A 15,940-nucleotide genomic window follows, 5' to 3' on the forward strand; every position below is an offset into this window, starting at 1 on the left:
CGCTCCGCCTCCCGCACGGCCCGGCCCGGCACGAGGGCGGTGAAGGCCCTCCGCTGGACCACGGGGCCAACAGCCGATAAGATGATTTGCCCAATTATATACGTGACAAAGCAGACGGGGGCAAGCCCTTGTGGCATAATCGGTCTGCGGCAGCAGGACGTTAGCGGGAGTGTGTTCGCCATGGCGAACGGTTCGGAGACTGAGGACTTTATTCAGATTGAGGGCCCGGAGGCGTTTTCGTTCGAGATTTCGCCTGAGATGCTTTCGGCTGGGATCGACTGCGCGGCGGATTTAGGAGTTGAGAACGTCTCGCTAGAACTTCTTGCACAAATGATGTTTCAAAGGATGGCGCTCGCCAGCCGTGGACTGCATCTTCGTAGTTATTTTCCAATGGACCTCTGTGACCGTCAATCCAACGGTTTCTAAAAAAGAATTTGTGGCGCAAATCATACAGTGACTCATTGCAGACGTGCATATCAGATGCAAGCTGCTGGAGATATTCCAGGGACACTGGGACAACTTTTAGTTCGATTGGACCGCCACCTTTGCGACTCGTAACCTTCGTGAGAGATTTTGCTGGCTGTAGCCCTATGTGCTCTGAGTTATAGAAGCCGTGCATCAAATCATTTCTGCTTCCGCGAATGAGTTGATATAAAGCTACCGTTTTTTGCGCTTGTTCGGCTAATTTTGGATCGTTGTTTTTCAGCCCGATAAGGTTCGTGAGCAGGTCAGTTTGGCTCACGTTTCCAAGCCCTGCCGTGACCACTTCACCCACATTCTGTTCCCAGCGCGCGACCACCCATATGCAGGCGGCGAGGTTGCGCTCTATCCGGTTCCATATGACGCTGATGTAGCCGAGGGTACCCAGCTGTTGGTCATCCATGCCCGTCATCGCCTGGCGCATGAGGGGGGTATTTGCATCGTAAAGGAGCGGATTTTGAACGACCATGAACAAGCCCCCAAAGCGCGCGAGCATGCCGATGCCGACAAGGCTGCGCTAGAGGCCGAGCCTAACTGGGACCGCATGGGTCAGATCGCCAGGCGGCTGATGGCGACGCCGCCAGGGCAGCAAAAAACCACGGCGAACTTGGCTCCGAAGAAACTAAAGCCTTAATCCACCTGAGGCTCTGTTTCCTGGCTTTCGTTTTTAGATGCCATCAGTCTCGCGAATATCGACTCAAGAGGCCTTACAATCCAAGGTACTTCTAGCCACTTTGCTAGCGCGATTTGGCCTGCCACTATCATCAAAGTTAAAATGACAAATGCTACATTGCTATCCAAGAACTTATACATAATAGCGTCCAACAATGTGGACACCGCGAAAGACCAAAAAAACCGTTCTACACGGCGTTCTGATTTTTCCTCTTGTAATTGCGACTCAAGTTCTGCCGCAGAAACTGAGGATAAGCCTCGGTCTCTATGCGCTAGAATTGCTTCGATTGTCTCGGAGATTTCCGCATGCGATGCGGTCGCGGTATTCTCGTAAGATGTCTGCGTCGGGGATTTTGACGCCTCTAGCTCCCGGGACATAATTTTTTGCCCAAGCTCCACCGTCCCAATGAGTTAGCTCGACCAACTCGCCCGCGCGGCGTCGCAGAAGATCCTGGCATAACTCATCAATGAGAAGGCTGCGAGGGTCGCCGTCGGCGAAATTTCTAGCTTCTGGAAATACATCTTTGATACGGTCTTTTCCAAACATTCTTACTTTTTTATAGATCTTTGGCTCAACAGGTCCGTAATCCCACGCTTCAAAATCGGCATCCGCTAAACGGTTGCCGCCTGAACGGCCAATATAAATCATTTGCGAAAGATATAATAGTTTTTGCAGCTGGAGGTTTGTTACCGTCCAGCCGCTTTTTTCGCAAATATACCTGCACACAGTATCGAGTCGCGCTGCCATGACTTTCAGATTACCGCACATTAGTAATGCGGTACATCTCTCCCCTTTCGTCAAGCGCAATGGCGTAAAATTGGCTGCCCATGCACAGGTAATATAGCCAATCGAGTTCGTTCTTGCAATGTTCTTACGGCTGACCGTCACGCTTCCTCAGGCGCCTCAGGTGCCTCTCAGCCATGTAGACATCCACCGGCCGCGTCAGCCCGCCGATAGGTAAGGCGCTTGCCCTCAGTGCCCTTGGCAAGCTGGCAGGAGCGCTCGTAATCTGAGTAGCCGAGCTTGGTGCGGGTGTTGTAGCGGAAATCGAACTCTGCGAGGTAGCGGTGAAGGTGCTTCTCAGCGCAGTGCTGATAGATACCCTTCATGCCGCGCTTGAAGATCGAAAAGTAGCCTTCGATCGTATTGCTGTGAACCTCGCCACGGACGTACTCACCAACCGAATGCTTGACGGTGGAGTGCTCTCCGAAGTGCGCCGAGAGGCCGGTGTAAAGGCGGCTCTCGTCGGTGAACAGCTTGGACTCTTTGGCGATGTTGCCCTTTACGATCTCCGTCACGGCAACCTTCGTGGCGACGGCCGGGTGGAACGAGCGGACGGAACCGCCACGCTCGACTAGTGAGACGATCGCGAGCTTGTTCGACGGGCCATTCTTGCCCTTTTTGGTGAAGGGCTTGCCCTTGCGCTGGGGCGATACGTGCGTCTCTTCGGTCTTGCCGAAGTAGGTCTCGTCGGCCTCCACGATCTTGCCCTCGCCACCGAGGGGGCCGGAGACATCGCCGGGGGCCATGGCAGCGCGGATGCGGTGGGCCATGAACCAAGCCGTCTTGTAGGTCACGCCGAGCATGCGGTGCAGTTGGTGGGCCGACATGCCCTTCTTGCTCGCGGCCATCAGGTGCATGCCCATCACCCACTTGTTCAGCGGGATCTTGGAACGCTCCATGACGGTGCCAACGGTGACGGTGAACTGCTCGCGGCACTCGTTGCACTGGTAGACGCCGGGACGGTGAGCCTTGCCGGCCAGCGCCTTGATCTTGGCCTGATCCGCGTTGCCGCAGTGAGGGCAAACCCGACCGTCAGCCCAGCGCTGGTTCTCAAGCCACTCGCGGGCGGCGGCAACGTCGTTGAAGCGGGGATCAGAGAGGTTCATGGCGGTTCAGTCCGTTCGATGGATCGAACCTACCCCCTTCGGCCTGCTTTGTCACGTATATAATTAGGATGATTTGCCTAACCTGGAGACCCGGAAGGGGGAGCCGGTTCGCGAGGGGCGGGAGGCTCCGCGCATGCCGATCGGACATCGCATCCTGCTCGGTGCCGGTCCCCTGGCCGTCGGAGCCCTGGGCCAGGCCGACGTCACGCCTGCGGGACGCCGGGACGCAGCCGGGTCGGCCCGGCACGGCCGCCGGCGCGTGGAGAGACCGGCCGGACGCTCATCGTTTCGGCGACGGCGCCCGCTTCCGCGTGGCCGGCGAGCCTTGCAGGGGCGGGTCGAAGGTCCGCTCCCGGCAGGGCGCCGCGGCGGAACGGACGAACTCCGATGATGCGGGCCGCCCTGAAAGCCTCGCTGATCGGTGCCGGGGCGACCGTCGGCTCGCTCTGCGTCGGCTGCGCGCTGCTACTCGGCGCCCTGCTCGCGCTTCCGCCGTCGAGCCGGCCTATGACCGCGATGATCTTCTGGCCCCTCCTCGTGCCCCTTCTTCTCGGCAGCATCGTGCTCGGGCTGTGGCTGTCCCATCGCTCCTATCGGCGCACGGTCGCGCACGGAGAGCGGTGAGATGGCCGTTCGCGGTCCGCGCGGCAGGCCCACGGGGGGATCTCGACTTGCCGGCGACCGGTCCATGGACGGGCCGACGATCGCCGGCGCCGCCTGCGTCTTGGCGATGCCGCCTGATCAGGGCGCCTATGAAATCCGCTCGAAGTCGAGACCGCCACGACCAGATGGCGGCCGGGCGACCGATACCGACCAGACGATATTGGATCGGCGGGTCAATGCGCGAGGTTTACAAGCATGAAAGAGGCAAGGGGCACTCGGCGTAAATCGGGCCTCCTTCCGACAATATTTTTTGCGACAATATTTGGTAACTTAGTGGGGACATACATATTTAATAAATTCGGACTTGACGATCATTGGAGTGCTACTGCTCAGTTTTTCATCAAAATTTTCATCGCGGTTGCTGTCATCAATTTGATAATATCTTTATTTGAGCGCATCAGAAAATACTTCGAAACCTAACGAAGGGTTCTGTTTCGCGTGTCGCGCTGTCCGACGTCAATCGACGCGGTCCGGTGCAAGACGGATTGCGGAGCGACCGACCCCCGCGTGCGGCTGCACGGGCATGCTCGATCCTCTCCTTCCAGGACGGATCAGAACAAGCTTAAGACCGCCGACCACCCCGACCCGAAGTCGTCGGACGGCTATGGAGCGGCCCCATCGAGAAGCGCCGGCGGCCGGCCTGGCGGCGCGACCGGCGCCCCGCCCGCGCGCAGCCTCACGCGGCCGCCAGTCGCTCCCGCTCCGTCTTCGTCTCCCGCACGGTCGAGCCCGGCACGAAGGCGTCGAAGGCGGCCCAGAAGTCGGCGCGGATCGCGTCGCGCTCGGAGAGGATCTCGTGGCGGGCGTCGGGCAGGACCAGGATGTGGCCGGCCTTGAGGCGGGCGGCGAAGCGCTCGGCCGCGGGCGTGCCGCAGACCGGGTCGGAGCCGGCGGCGAGGATCAGCGTCGGGGTCGCGATCCGCGGCGGCACGCGCGGGTCGCGCAGGCGCGCCACCGCGCGGAAGGCCTCCGCCGTCCAGGCGATGGTCGGGTCGCCGACGGCGCCCGCGCCGACCGCGAGCGCGGCGGCCGCGTTGCGGGCGTAGCGCGCCGGGTCCCGGGTCAGCCGGTTGTTCGGGTAGGGCTTCGTCGCGATCGAGACCGGGCCGCCGCCGGGCACGTAGCGGCTGCCGAGGCCGAGGCGCTGCAGCAGCCGCGTCGCGACCGAGGCGAAGGCGGGCGAGCGCACCATCCGGATCGACAGCATCGGCGCCACGGTGACGATCCGCCGGAACGGCAGCCAGCCGTCCAGCGCCCCGGTCAGCGCGACGCAGCCGCCCATCGAGTGGGCGAGGCAGACATGCGGATCGGGCATGAACGGCACCAGCACCGCGTCGCGGATCGCCAGCAGGTCGCGGCGGTAATCGTCGAAGGCGGCGACGTGGCCCTTGTGCGGGTCGTCGACCCGCCGGTCCGACGCCCCTTGCCCGCGCCAGTCGAAGGCGACGACGGCGAAGCCCCGGGCGCGCAGCTCGCGGATGGTCTCGTAGTACTTCTCGATGAACTCGGCCCGGCCCTGGAGCAGGCAGACCGTGCCCTTGCAGGTCCGCGTCGTCGCGGCCCAGCGCGCCGCCCGCAGGGTGCAGTCGTCCGCGGTGCCGACCGCCATCACCACGGCGCCGGGGGGAACCGGGTTTCCGGGCGTGTCGTGCAGGCTCAGAAGTGCGGCGTCCTGCCGCATCGTTCCCGTCGTCCGGCCGGGTCTTGAACGCACCTCGCCCCCCTCCAATATCACGATCGTACCGGCCGTCAGGCGGTACGAGCCCGGTCCGGCCCACGCGGCGGACCATAGACTCAAACCTGCATGTTGCTCCACGGAGGATGTGTCCTATGCGTCAGTTCGATCTCGCTCCCCTCTACCGTTCCACCGTCGGCTTCGACCGCCTGTTCTCGGCCCTCGACCAGTTCGTGGCGTCCGACGCGGTCCCGACCTACCCGCCCTACAACATCGAGCGCACCGCCGAGAACGCCTACCGCGTGACGGTGGCCGTGGCCGGCTTCACCGAGGCCGACCTGTCGATCGAGGTGCGGGAGAACGCGCTGACCGTGAAGGGCGAGCGCAAGCCCGATCCCGAGCGTCGCGCCGAGGTGCTGCACCAGGGCATCGCCGCCCGCGGCTTCGAGCGCCGGTTCCAGCTCGCCGACTACGTCCAAGTGACGGGTGCGGCGCTGGAGAACGGCCTCCTCCACGTCGATCTCGTCCGCGAGATCCCGGAGGCGAAGAAGCCGCGCCGCATCGAGATCGCCATCGGCGGCAAGAGCCGCGCGCCGGCGATCGAGGGAGCGGCCACCGAGGTTCCGGCCGAGGTCCAGAAGGCGGCGTAAACCGCGCCGTCACAGAGCGTGAGAGCGCCCCGGCCGCCGGCCGGGGCGTTTTTCGTCGTGACCCGCGTCGGGGATGCCGCCGGCGGAACGGATCTCGGCGGTTTGGCGTCGACGGGCGAGGGTCGCCGCGAGGCGCCCGTGACGTTGCCCTTCGCGCCAGGATGCGTTGCATCTTCGGGATCGCCGCGCTGCCGCGCCGCCGCGCACCGGTCGTTCGGGGTGGGGTGACGGCGGCCGGACCCCACGTCGCCGGCTCGGTCGCGCGAAGCACCGCCGCGGCCCCCTCTCCCGTCCGGGAGAGGGGACCCGCGAGCGGTTCGGCGCGGCTGTGCTGGAAGGTAAGGGGGCACGGCGCCTCCGGCCCACGCGACCTGAGGCCGGAACGGCTTCGTCCGACGCGACCTCGGGTGCTGGGATGTCGGCTTCCTGCTTGCGCGGGATGATCCGACCATCTTCCCCGCGGCGCCGCCTCAATGCTCCTGGGGCTTCCCCCGCGGCTCGGCCTGGCGGCGGGCCATCTCCCGGCCGATCTGAAGCAGCAGGAGCCGGATCATCGCCCGCATCGCCGGCGTGCCGCCGGCATCGATCAGGGCATGCGCTTCGAGGCAGACCTCGGCCATGCGGTCGAGCTTGTCCGTCGTCACGTTGACCCTCGCATCGATTTGAGCAAAAGTTGCGCGCAATCGATGCCACGCCCCCGTCCCCGATAGATCGCTGGTCCGGGCCGGACAATAACATAGGTCAACCGGGCATCAAAGTATGCAAAATTCAAATATCGGCGGGGCCGGCCACAGCAACGAAGCGATGATCGCCAAGATCGCCGAGGCTCTCGACTGTCCGGTCGACGACTTCTTCGATGCCAAATCGAACCCGACCGGTGAAACGGCCGACTTGCTGTCGTTCTGGGCGGCTCTCGAAGATGCACGCGAGCGCCGGGGCGTTCTCGATTATATTCGAGCCGTCGCTGTAAAATCGACACAGTCTTGATGGAATTCGGTTGCACTTAACCTAGGTGGTTGCGGATTTTTCCGGGTCGAATAGACCCACTTCATGCGCGATGTGCCCGAACCCGATTCCGCGGATGCCGTGATCGCCGAGTCTCAGGACGTGATCGCGCGATCGCGCGCGGCGCGGGAGGAAGCGCGGCTGCAGCGGGCGGCGGCCCGCGCCGTGGTCGAGCAGGTCCGGGCGATGATCGCCCGGTCGCGGCTGGACAGCGAAGCCGGCGCGTGGCCCGCCCGCGATCCTGCCATGCCCGATCCTGCCATGCCCGATCCTGCCATGCCCGATCCGGCGAAGGGCGGGGCGGCAAGCGTCAGCGGCTCAGGAGGTGCAGGCTGAACAGGCCCTCCGGGTCGAGCCAGAGGCGCTTCGGCGTCCAGCCGGCCCGCGCCGCCATCGCCTGGAACGCCTCCGGCGCATGCTTGTGCGAGATGTCGGTGCGGACGCTCTCGCCGGCCGCGAACCGGATCGCGTCCGTCCCGAAGCGCCAGGTGTCGGCACGGTCGGCGACGAGATGGGCCTCGACCCGCAGCGGATCGTGCAGGATGCGAACCGCGTGGCGGAAGGCGTCGCGGTCGATGCCGGCGCCGAGCTCCCGGTTCAGGCGCGTCAGGTAGTTCAGGTGCAAGGCCGGCATCAGGCCGTCGCAGCCGCCATAGACCCGCCGCAGCCGGTCCGCGTCCTGCGTCGGGTCGGCGCCGACCAGGAGATGGCTCGGCCCGAGCGTGTCGCGGGCCCGCGCCAGGAAGGCCTCCGCCTCGGCCGGCGCGAGGTTGCCGATGCTGGTGCCGGGGAAGAACCCGAGCACCGGCCCGCCGCCGAGGTCGACCGGAAGCCGGATCGGCGCGGCGTAGTCGGCGCCGACCGGGATCATCGCGATGCCGGGATAGTCCCGCGCCAGCGTGCCGACCGAGGTCTCGAGGTAGGCGCGCGAGATGTCGATCGCCACGTAGCGGCGCGGCCGGTCGAGGCCGTCGAGCAGCGTGCGGATCTTGCGGCTCGCGCCGCTGCCGTACTCGACGATCGTCGCGCCCGCTCCGACGAGGGCGGCGAGCTCCGGCACGATCGCGGGCAGCAGCGCCATCTCGCGCCGGGTCGGATAGTAGTCGGGGCTGTCGCAGATCCGGTCGAACAGGATCGAGCCGGCCTCGTCCCACAGGTACTTGCCCGGCAGGCGCTTCGGCACCTCGGACAGGCCGGCGAGCACGTCCCGCCGGAACGCGTCCCGCTCCGCGATGTCCGCCGGCGTCATCGCGGCGTCCCGCGGGTCGCGGTGAGCACGACGAGGGCGATGCGCTCCGCCTCGGCATAGGCCGGCGCGTCGAGCTCCTCGCCGTAGGCGTCCGGGTCGAGCTCGCGATAGCTCCAGCCCAGCCCCGCGGCCTCGCAGGCGGCGGTCGCGGCCCGCCGGAACGGGTCGGCGCCGTCCACGATCGCCGAGCCGGTGAACAGCACCAGGCTGCCGCCGGGGGGCGAGGCGGGTGCGGGCGGCCTCGACCACGGCGAGCGACAGGCCCTCGCCGTAGGTCCCGCCGCCGTCGCGGTAGGTCCGCCCGGCGCGGTCGAGCATGAAGGGCGGGTTCGAGACGACGAGGTCGAAGGCGCCCGCGACGTCCGCGAGGAGGTCGCTGCGGCGCGGCACCGTGCCGTGGACGCCCGCGAGCCGGCTGTTGGTGGCGGCGGCCGCGAGCGCCGCGTCGTTGATGTCGACGAGCGCGATCTCGGCGTCGGGCGCGCGCTTGGCGATGGCGATGCCGGCCGCGCCCGATCCGCAGCCGATGTCGACCGCGCGGCGGACCGGCGCGGCACGGTGCGCGAGGTGATCGACCACGGCCGCGACGAAGCGGGCGGTGTCGGGGCCGAAGAACACCACCTCGGTCGCGCTCGGCGGATAGGCGGAATGGACGAACAGCTCGCCGTCGAGGCTCGACACCCGGATCGCCGAGCGCCAGGCGTCGCCGTCCCGCACCAGCACGCCGGCCGCGCGCATCGCCGCGAAGAGGTCGGCCGGCAGCAGGTCCTCGGCGAAGGGGCGGCTCCAGCCGAACACGTCGCGCAGATTGCGGGCCCGCGCCGCCTGCGGGCGGGCGTTGACGCGGGCATGGGTGGCGGGCGTCACGGTGGTGAAGCTGTAGCCGAGGGCGCGCAGTCGCTCGACCAGGGCGATCAGGGCGGGGTTCGGGTCGGGCCGGCCGGTCATCGCGCCGGCTCCGCGGCGCGGCGCCGGCGCTCATGGGCCGCCGCGAAGCCCTCCTCCGACGGCGTGCCCGGCTGGCCGGGGATCGCCCGGAGGCCCTGAAACGGCGCCGGGCGCGCCCCGTCGCGGCCGACGACGGACCGGATCGGCCCGCGCGTCGGGGCGGGCTCGGCGCCGACGCGAGGGAAGGATGGGGTCTGAAGGAAGGCGCGGAAGCGCTCGGCCAGCGGGGGGCTGGCATCGTCCGTGGAGAGATCCATGCGCACCTGTCACGATCGCTCGGGCGTGCCGCGTCGCGTCCCGCGCGGCGACCGTCCGAGGCCCGGCTGTGTGTGTCGAAGCGCGGCGGGGCGGAGCGCCCATCGGGCCCGAGCCCGCCGATCTGCCGGGGAAACCGCGGCTCGAATTCCTTGTTCCGCGACGCGGCCGACAAAAATCAAGCTTAACGCAGGTTATGGTTCGGCCCGTTGCATCGATCGACAGAATAGCCGAGGTCGACGCGAACGGCCGTCGCGCGGCGAGCCTTGCGAGGATCGTCGTGGGACGCGCCCGGCGCGGCGAATGCAGATCCCGTCCATGCCGGGCCGCGACGGCAAAGCGTCGCGGCGGGAGAAAACGCCCTGCCGCTCGGGTTTCGCTCGGGACGACGCGTCGATGTCGCGCGGGACGGCCGGGACCGGAGGCACGATGGACGCGGCGAACCAGGTGACGAAGGCCCAGGATGCACCGCGTGGAAGCCAGGATGCACCGCGTGCACGCAAAGGCGCGCCGCGTGCGCGGGAGATCACCCCGCGCGGAATCGCGCTCGGCGCCGCGATCACGGTCGTGTTCATCGCCGCCAACGTCTACATGGGCCTGAAGACCGGGATGACGTTCTCGTCCTCGATCCCGGCGGCGATGATCTCGATGGGCTGCCTGCGGCTGCTCGGCGGCTCGAGCATCCTCGAGAACAACATCGTGCAGACGCAGGCCTCCGCCGCCGGCACGCTGTGCAACGTCATCCTGATCCTGCCCGGCCTGGTGCTGATCGGGCATTGGCACGGCTTCCCGTTCTGGCAGACCAGCGCGGTGTGCGCCCTCGGCGGCCTGCTCGGCGTCGCGTTCTCGATCCCGCTCCGGCGCGCGCTCGTCACCCGCGCGGGCCTGCCCTACCCGGAGGGCGTCGCCGCCGCCGAGGTGCTGCGCACCGGCGAGGGCGAGGCCGGCGCGAAGGGCCTGCGCGATCTCCTCGGCGCGGCCGCCGGCGCTGGCGCGATCGGGCTCGCGACCACCGGGTTCCGGCTGCTGGCCGAGGGGATGCACGGGACGCTCGCGGCGGGGAGCGCGGTGTTCCGCCTCGGCACCGGCTTCTCCCTGGCACTCGTCGGCGTCGGCTACCTCGTCGGGATCGGCGCGTGCCTTGCGCTGCTCACCGGCGTCGCGATCGCCTGGGGCGTCGCCGTGCCGCTGCTGACCGCGCTCGGGCAGGGGGAGGGCGCCTCGCCGTCGGAGATGGCCGAGGCGGTGTGGTCCGGGCAGGTCCGCCTGATCGGGGCGGGCATCATCGCGGTCGGGGGCCTCTGGACCGTCGGGTCGCTCGCCCGCCCGATCCTCGGCAGCATCGCCACCGCCCTGGCCTCGGTCCGGACCAGCGGCTCGCGGCTGCCCGGCCCGGACCATCCGCGGGCCGAGCGCGACCTGCCGATCACCTGGGTCGGCGCCGCGGTGCTGGCGCTGACCCTGCCGCTGGCATGGCTGTTCGCCGGCTTCGCATCGGGCGCCGAGCTCGGCGGCGGGCTGTACGGGCTCGTCGCGGCCGCGACCGTGTTCGCGGTGCTGTTCGGCTTCCTGATGGCCGCCACCTGCGGCTATCTGGCCGGCCTCCTCGGCTCGTCCTCGAGCCCGATCTCCGGCATCGGCATCCTCACCGCGATGGCCGCGGCGGTGCTGCTGCCGCTGCTGGTCGGCCGCTCCGCCGGACCGGAGGGCGACCGCTTCGTCATCGCGATGGCGCTGCTCGTGGCCGCGGTCATCGTCACGATGGCCTCGATCGCCAACGACAACCTCCAGGACCTGAAGACCGGCCAGCTCGTCGACGCCACGCCTTGGCGCCAGCAGGTGGTGCTGCTGATCGGCGTCGCGGTCGGCGCCCCCGTCATCGGGCCGCTGCTGTCCCTGCTCTACGAGGCCTACGGCTTCGTCGGCGCCCTGCCGCGCGAGGGCATGGAGGCGGCCAACGCCATGCCCGCCCCCCAGGCGGCGCTGACCTCGCAGATCGCTGGCGGCATCGTCCACGGCACCCTGCCGTGGACGATGGTGCTGATCGGCGCCGGGCTCGGGGCCGTGCTGGTCGCGGTCGAGGCGTGGCTGCGGCGGCGCGACCTCACCTTCCCCGCCCTCACCGTCGGCATCGGCATGTACCTGCCGCTCTCGGTCGAGATGACGATCGCGGTCGGCGGCGTCCTCGGCTGGCTCGCCGAGCGGACGATCCGGGCACGCGCCGCGGCGCAAGGGGACGATGCCGGCGCGGCGACCGAGACCGCGCGCCGCCGCGGCGTCCTCCTCGCCTCCGGATTCCTGGTCGGCGAGAGCTTCGTCGGCGTGATCCTGGCCGTCGCCGACACCCTGGCCGGGCGCAGCGCGTCCCTCGCCCTCGTCGGGCCGGGTTTCGCCCCTTACGCGACCTGGCTCGGCGCGGCCGTGTTCGGGTGCGGCCTCGCCGTGTTCTACCGGCTCACCGCGCGGGCGGACCCGGACGAAGCGGCGGCGTAGGCACGGCCGCGCCGGTGCGGGCGGTATTTTGGGAGAGCAGGTTTCCGGTGACAGCTTCGCCATTGCCCGGCAGGGCGTGCGGCCCCGTTCGATCCCCGATCCCACCCGCATCCGCATCCTGAGGTGCTTGCGCGAAGCGGAAGCCTCAAAGGAGCCCTCCATCACGCGCGAGATCCCGTGAGGGCTCCTTCGAGGCCGCTCGCGCGGCGCCTCAGGATGAGGTCCGAGCCCGAAGAGGAAGCGTGACCCGCCCCGGTCGCCGCGGCATCCGAGGCCCGTCCGCCTCGGTCGCCGGAGCCGGCACGAAAACGTCGGCCCGCCGCCCGTATCTCGCCGGCCGCCCGCCCGGTTCGGTCCGAAACCCGACAGAACCAACCCCGGGGACCGCAGTTGCTCCCGTATGCGCCGCATCGTCCGAGCGGCGGCCGGGAGCTTCGCACCATGAAGGCCCTCGTCTGGCACGGCACCACCGACATCCGCTGCGACACGGTTCCCGATCCGACGATCGAGGACGGGCGCGACGCGATCATCAAGGTCACGAGTTGCGCGATCTGCGGCTCCGACCTGCACCTCTACGACCACTTCATGCCCGGCATGAAGGCGGGTGACATCATGGGCCACGAGACCATGGGCGAGGTGGTCGCGGTAGGGAAGGACAACGCCGCGCTGAAGGTGGGCGACCGGATCGTCGTCCCGTTCACGATCACCTGCGGCCAGTGCCCGCAATGCTGGCGCGGCAACTTCTCGGTCTGCGAGCGCACCAACCGCAACAAGGCGCTCGGCGACGCCGCCTTCGGCCACACCACGGCGGGCCTGTTCGGCTACACCCACCTGACCGGCGGCTATGCCGGCGGCCAGGCCGAGTACCTGCGCGTGCCGTTCGCCGACTCGACCCACATCAAGGTGCCGGACGGCATCCCCGACGAGCGGCTGCTGTTCCTGTCCGACATCTTCCCGACGGGATGGCAGGGCGCGGTCCAGTGCGACATCCAGCCGGAGGACACGGTCGCGATCTGGGGCTGCGGGCCGGTCGGGCAGATGGCGATCCGCTCCGCGATCCTGCTCGGGGCCAAGCGCGTGATCGCGATCGACCGGGTGCCCGAGCGCCTCGCGATGGCGCGGGCCGGCGGCGCCGAGGTGCTCGACTACCATGCCGAATCGAACATCGTCGCCCGGCTCAACGACATGACCGACGGCCGCGGGCCGGAGAAGTGCATCGACGCCGTCGGGCTCGAGGCGCACGCGCTCGGCGCGGTCGACGCGGTCTACGACCGGGCCAAGCAGGCGATGATGCTGGAGACCGACCGCGCCCACGTCCTGCGCCAGATGATCATGGTCTGCCGGCCGGCCGGGATCCTCTCGGTGCCGGGCGTCTATGGCGGCCTGATCGACAAGTTCCCGATCGGCGCGTTGATGAACAAGGGGCTGACCGTCCGCACCGGGCAGACGCACGTGAAGCGCTGGACCGACGACCTGCTGCGCCGGATCGAGGAGGGGCAAATCGACCCGTCCTTCGTCATCACCCACACGGTCGGCTTGGAGGACGGCCCCGAGATGTACCGCACCTTCCGCGACAAGCAGGACGGCTGCATCAAGGTGGTGATCCGGCCATGAGCGGCGCGCGTCCCTCCCCCCCGACGCGCCCGGCGCCCGGCCGCGGCGCGCGGACCGGCCACCACGCGCTCGCGCGCGGCCTCGGCTGGTTCTCGATCGGCCTCGGGCTGCTGGAGATGGCGGCGGCGCGGGGCCTGTGCCGGACCCTCGGCCTCGAGGGCCGGGAGACGCTGGTGCGCAGCTACGGCGTGCGCGAGGTCGCGACCGGCGTCGCCATCCTAACGAGCCACGATCCGGCGCCGTGGATCCTGGGCCGCGTCGTCGGCGACGCCCTCGACCTCGCGACCCTGGCCCAGGGCTTCGAGGGCGATCGTGGGCAGAGGGCCAACCGCGTTGCCGCGACGGCGGCGGTGGCGGGCGTGACGGTGCTCGACGTCGTCTGTGCCCAGGGGCTGATCGCCGCCAAGCGCCTCTCCCGGCCCGGTGCCTTCGACTACGGCGGCCGCAGCGGCTTCCCCCGTCCGCCGCAGGCCATGCGCGGGGCGGCGGCCGACTTCGCGGTCCCGCACGATTTCCGGGCTCCCGAGGCCCTGCGGCCCTGGTCGGGCGACGCCTCCGGGTCGCGCGGCATGCCAGGAACCTTGCCGGCGGAAAATATCTGATTTGGATGCCTTGTGAGCGACCATGTCACCGATCACACACGGCCACTCGGCGCGGGAGCGGCTGAGCTCGACATGTCCTGTCACGCCTGCCCCTGGAGGACGGGACCGTCGCATGAGGCGAAAAAAGATCGGCGCATGCGATTTTTTAACCCTGATCTGGCGGAGCGGTGTGTCTTCGGTCTACTGACAGACAATAAATCACGACGGTGCGGCTTCGAATCGGCCGAGTCAGCGCTCATCGTCGGCTATTCGAGCAGGCGAGGGCTGTGTGAAAACCATTTTCTCGACAGAGCACGTCCACCCACGTGATCGGTTCGATTTCTGGCACGACGTTGCCCGCAAGGACGTCGTCGATCACGCCGCCACACCGCGATGCCGGAACACATTTCGCGCTCAGCTTCGCTCCGGGGCGGTCGGCGCAATCGGACTCGTGTCGTTCCAAAACTCCGAAATGTCGGTTGCGCACACACAGCATCACATCGCGCAGGCGAACACCGACGAATTGTTCGTCTGCCGGCAATTCGGGGGTCAGATCGCTCTAGAGCAAGACGGCCGCCAAGTCGTGCTCGAGCCGGGGGACATCACGCTGGTTGACCCAAGCTTGCAATACCAGGGACGGTTTTCCGAAGCGTCGGACGTGCTCGTCTTGAAGGTTCCCCGGCAGCTCATGGAGGCTAGGCTCGGGCAGACTCGGGAGATGACAGCGCGAGCGATCAAGCCCAGCACGGCCGAGACCGGTCTGCTCTCGGCAAGCCTTGCGATGCTGCCGTTCCATACACCGGAGGCGGGCTCGACCGCAGAAGCGCTCTTGGGGCCGCACCTGCTTGATCTGATCACCCTCTCTGTCGGTCAGGCGATGGGGCAGGACGGGTTGCGCACATCGTCGTCCCGCGCACTCGTCCGCGTGCGGCTGCGGGCCGTGATCGAAGCACGCTTGGCTGACCGAACGCTCGACGCCGGCACGGTCGCGAGCGCGGCCGGGGTCAGCGTGCGATACGCCAACGCGGTGCTGGCCGACGAGAGCACGTCGATCGCGCAGCTCGTCCAGGCGAGGCGCTTGGCCCGTTGCCGGCAGGCGCTGGAAGACCCCATGCAGAGAGGCCGGACGATGAGCGAGATCGCCTATGGCTGGGGGTTTTCGGACATGACCCATTTCGGCCGCCGGTTCAAAGCCGCCTATGGCGTCTTGCCCAGTGAGCATCGTCGTCGCACAGGGCGGAGCAGCTGAACGACGGCCGGGAGCTTTGAAGGGCGCTGCCCCTCGTCAGCGGGACTGTTCGCAGCCCGCGTGCAACGCTCGGTGTTCGATCCCGCCGGGATCGTCGAGACCCAGACCGAGACCACCTTCAGCGTCACCAGCAGGCTGGCCGGTTGCCGAACCGCCAAGCAGGTGGGACCGCCACCTCCATGTACCGCCTCTTTGGGATATCCCGCATCTGCTCGCCCTCGATCCAGAGGGTATCAAGAATATACTTCAGACCATCAATGAACTTATTTTAATATTCAGCGTTGAATTCGCATTCGAAACCAAGAGCCTCATCTAGGAATTGAAATGCGCCTTGGTTGCGACTGAATTACGCGCGATGTTTTATTTAATTTGTAGATTTCTTGATGTCGGAGATGTATTGAGGTTTTCGATGGCGGATGGCTACCAAAGGGGCCCTCTGGACTCTCCGTGGCTCTCATGACCGATACGTCGCCATCGGTGAAGAAGGTCGAGGCGAGGGTGTGCCAAGATAGGGCT

The 15,940-nt window shown here is 67.6% G+C and carries 16 protein-coding genes and 1 pseudogene; 9 read left to right on the plus strand and 8 right to left on the minus strand.

Annotated features, from left to right (window positions below; genetic code table 11):
• Window positions 1-208: 208 nt before the first annotated feature.
• Window positions 209-883: a hypothetical protein gene (locus tag ACFZ8E_RS01145; RefSeq protein ID WP_405041741.1), complete on the minus strand. Its 675-nt coding sequence runs from the start codon at window positions 881-883 to the stop codon at window positions 209-211.
• A gap of 54 nt (window positions 884-937) precedes the next feature.
• Here ACFZ8E_RS01145 and ACFZ8E_RS01150 point away from each other — a divergent pair, with 54 nt between their 5' ends.
• Entirely contained in the window at window positions 938-1,114 is a 177-nt protein-coding gene (locus tag ACFZ8E_RS01150; protein WP_405041742.1) for a hypothetical protein, read from the plus strand.
• 303 nt (window positions 1,115-1,417) lie between these two features.
• Here ACFZ8E_RS01150 and ACFZ8E_RS01155 read toward each other — a convergent pair whose 3' ends face one another.
• Together ACFZ8E_RS01155 and ACFZ8E_RS01160 are read right to left on the minus strand one after the other, a co-directional pair.
• A complete protein-coding gene (locus ACFZ8E_RS01155; RefSeq protein WP_405041744.1) occupies window positions 1,418-2,041 on the minus strand; it encodes a Panacea domain-containing protein in 624 nt (207 codons plus the stop codon).
• A gap of 26 nt (window positions 2,042-2,067) precedes the next feature.
• On the minus strand, window positions 2,068-3,042 hold the full coding sequence (locus ACFZ8E_RS01160; RefSeq protein ID WP_405041745.1) for an IS1595 family transposase: 975 nt from the start codon (window positions 3,040-3,042) through the stop codon (window positions 2,068-2,070).
• A 387-nt stretch (window positions 3,043-3,429) separates the two neighbouring features.
• On the opposite strand from ACFZ8E_RS01160, the gene ACFZ8E_RS01165 reads away from it, so the two are divergent.
• Window positions 3,430-3,666: a hypothetical protein gene (locus ACFZ8E_RS01165; protein WP_405041746.1), complete on the plus strand. Its 237-nt coding sequence runs from the start codon at window positions 3,430-3,432 to the stop codon at window positions 3,664-3,666.
• A gap of 715 nt (window positions 3,667-4,381) precedes the next feature.
• Here the strand turns inward: ACFZ8E_RS01165 and ACFZ8E_RS01170 are convergent.
• Complete coding sequence (locus ACFZ8E_RS01170; protein WP_405041747.1) at window positions 4,382-5,386, minus strand: alpha/beta fold hydrolase; 1,005 nt, start codon at window positions 5,384-5,386, stop codon at window positions 4,382-4,384.
• A 149-nt stretch (window positions 5,387-5,535) separates the two neighbouring features.
• Here ACFZ8E_RS01170 and ACFZ8E_RS01175 point away from each other — a divergent pair, with 149 nt between their 5' ends.
• Window positions 5,536-6,030: an Hsp20 family protein gene (locus tag ACFZ8E_RS01175; protein WP_147728833.1), complete on the plus strand. Its 495-nt coding sequence runs from the start codon at window positions 5,536-5,538 to the stop codon at window positions 6,028-6,030.
• A 470-nt stretch (window positions 6,031-6,500) separates the two neighbouring features.
• On the opposite strand, the gene ACFZ8E_RS01180 is transcribed toward ACFZ8E_RS01175, so the two are convergent.
• Entirely contained in the window at window positions 6,501-6,674 is a 174-nt protein-coding gene (locus tag ACFZ8E_RS01180; protein ID WP_187274918.1) for a hypothetical protein, read from the minus strand.
• A 160-nt stretch (window positions 6,675-6,834) separates the two neighbouring features.
• Between ACFZ8E_RS01180 and ACFZ8E_RS01185 the strand changes: the two genes are divergently transcribed.
• Window positions 6,835-7,017: a hypothetical protein gene (locus tag ACFZ8E_RS01185; protein ID WP_147843614.1), complete on the plus strand. Its 183-nt coding sequence runs from the start codon at window positions 6,835-6,837 to the stop codon at window positions 7,015-7,017.
• A gap of 63 nt (window positions 7,018-7,080) precedes the next feature.
• Window positions 7,081-7,371, plus strand: a complete 291-nt coding sequence (locus ACFZ8E_RS01190) for a hypothetical protein (protein ID WP_405041748.1) — start codon at window positions 7,081-7,083, stop codon at window positions 7,369-7,371.
• On the opposite strand, the gene ACFZ8E_RS01195 is transcribed toward ACFZ8E_RS01190, so the two are convergent.
• From ACFZ8E_RS01195 to ACFZ8E_RS01205, 3 genes and pseudogenes are all read right to left on the minus strand, one after another.
• A complete protein-coding gene (locus tag ACFZ8E_RS01195) occupies window positions 7,346-8,284 on the minus strand; it encodes an L-histidine N(alpha)-methyltransferase (protein ID WP_147843612.1) in 939 nt (312 codons plus the stop codon). The genes ACFZ8E_RS01190 and ACFZ8E_RS01195 overlap by 26 nt on opposite strands.
• Window positions 8,281-9,232: pseudogene (locus tag ACFZ8E_RS01200) on the minus strand (methyltransferase). The gene ACFZ8E_RS01195 and the pseudogene ACFZ8E_RS01200 overlap by 4 nt, the downstream one beginning before the upstream one ends.
• A complete protein-coding gene (locus tag ACFZ8E_RS01205) occupies window positions 9,229-9,489 on the minus strand; it encodes a hypothetical protein (protein WP_405041749.1) in 261 nt (86 codons plus the stop codon). Before ACFZ8E_RS01205 ends, ACFZ8E_RS01200 begins: the two are co-directional and overlap by 4 nt.
• A 427-nt stretch (window positions 9,490-9,916) precedes the next feature.
• Here ACFZ8E_RS01205 and ACFZ8E_RS01210 point away from each other — a divergent pair, with 427 nt between their 5' ends.
• From ACFZ8E_RS01210 to ACFZ8E_RS01225, 4 genes are all read left to right on the plus strand, one after another.
• Complete coding sequence (locus ACFZ8E_RS01210) at window positions 9,917-11,980, plus strand: OPT family oligopeptide transporter (protein ID WP_405041750.1); 2,064 nt, start codon at window positions 9,917-9,919, stop codon at window positions 11,978-11,980.
• A gap of 441 nt (window positions 11,981-12,421) precedes the next feature.
• Complete coding sequence (locus tag ACFZ8E_RS01215) at window positions 12,422-13,594, plus strand: zinc-dependent alcohol dehydrogenase (RefSeq protein ID WP_405041751.1); 1,173 nt, start codon at window positions 12,422-12,424, stop codon at window positions 13,592-13,594.
• Window positions 13,591-14,196 (plus strand): cyclase dehydrase, encoded by a 606-nt coding sequence (locus tag ACFZ8E_RS01220; protein WP_243938713.1) that lies wholly within the window; start codon window positions 13,591-13,593, stop codon window positions 14,194-14,196. The genes ACFZ8E_RS01215 and ACFZ8E_RS01220 overlap by 4 nt, the downstream gene beginning before the upstream one ends.
• A 268-nt stretch (window positions 14,197-14,464) precedes the next feature.
• On the plus strand, window positions 14,465-15,424 hold the full coding sequence (locus tag ACFZ8E_RS01225; protein ID WP_405041752.1) for a helix-turn-helix domain-containing protein: 960 nt from the start codon (window positions 14,465-14,467) through the stop codon (window positions 15,422-15,424).
• Window positions 15,425-15,940: the final 516 nt, after the last annotated feature.

Origin of the sequence: Methylobacterium sp. HMF5984 (genome assembly GCF_045033435.1) — a bacterium.
In the GTDB taxonomy this organism is placed as follows: Bacteria; Pseudomonadota; Alphaproteobacteria; order Rhizobiales; family Beijerinckiaceae; genus Methylobacterium.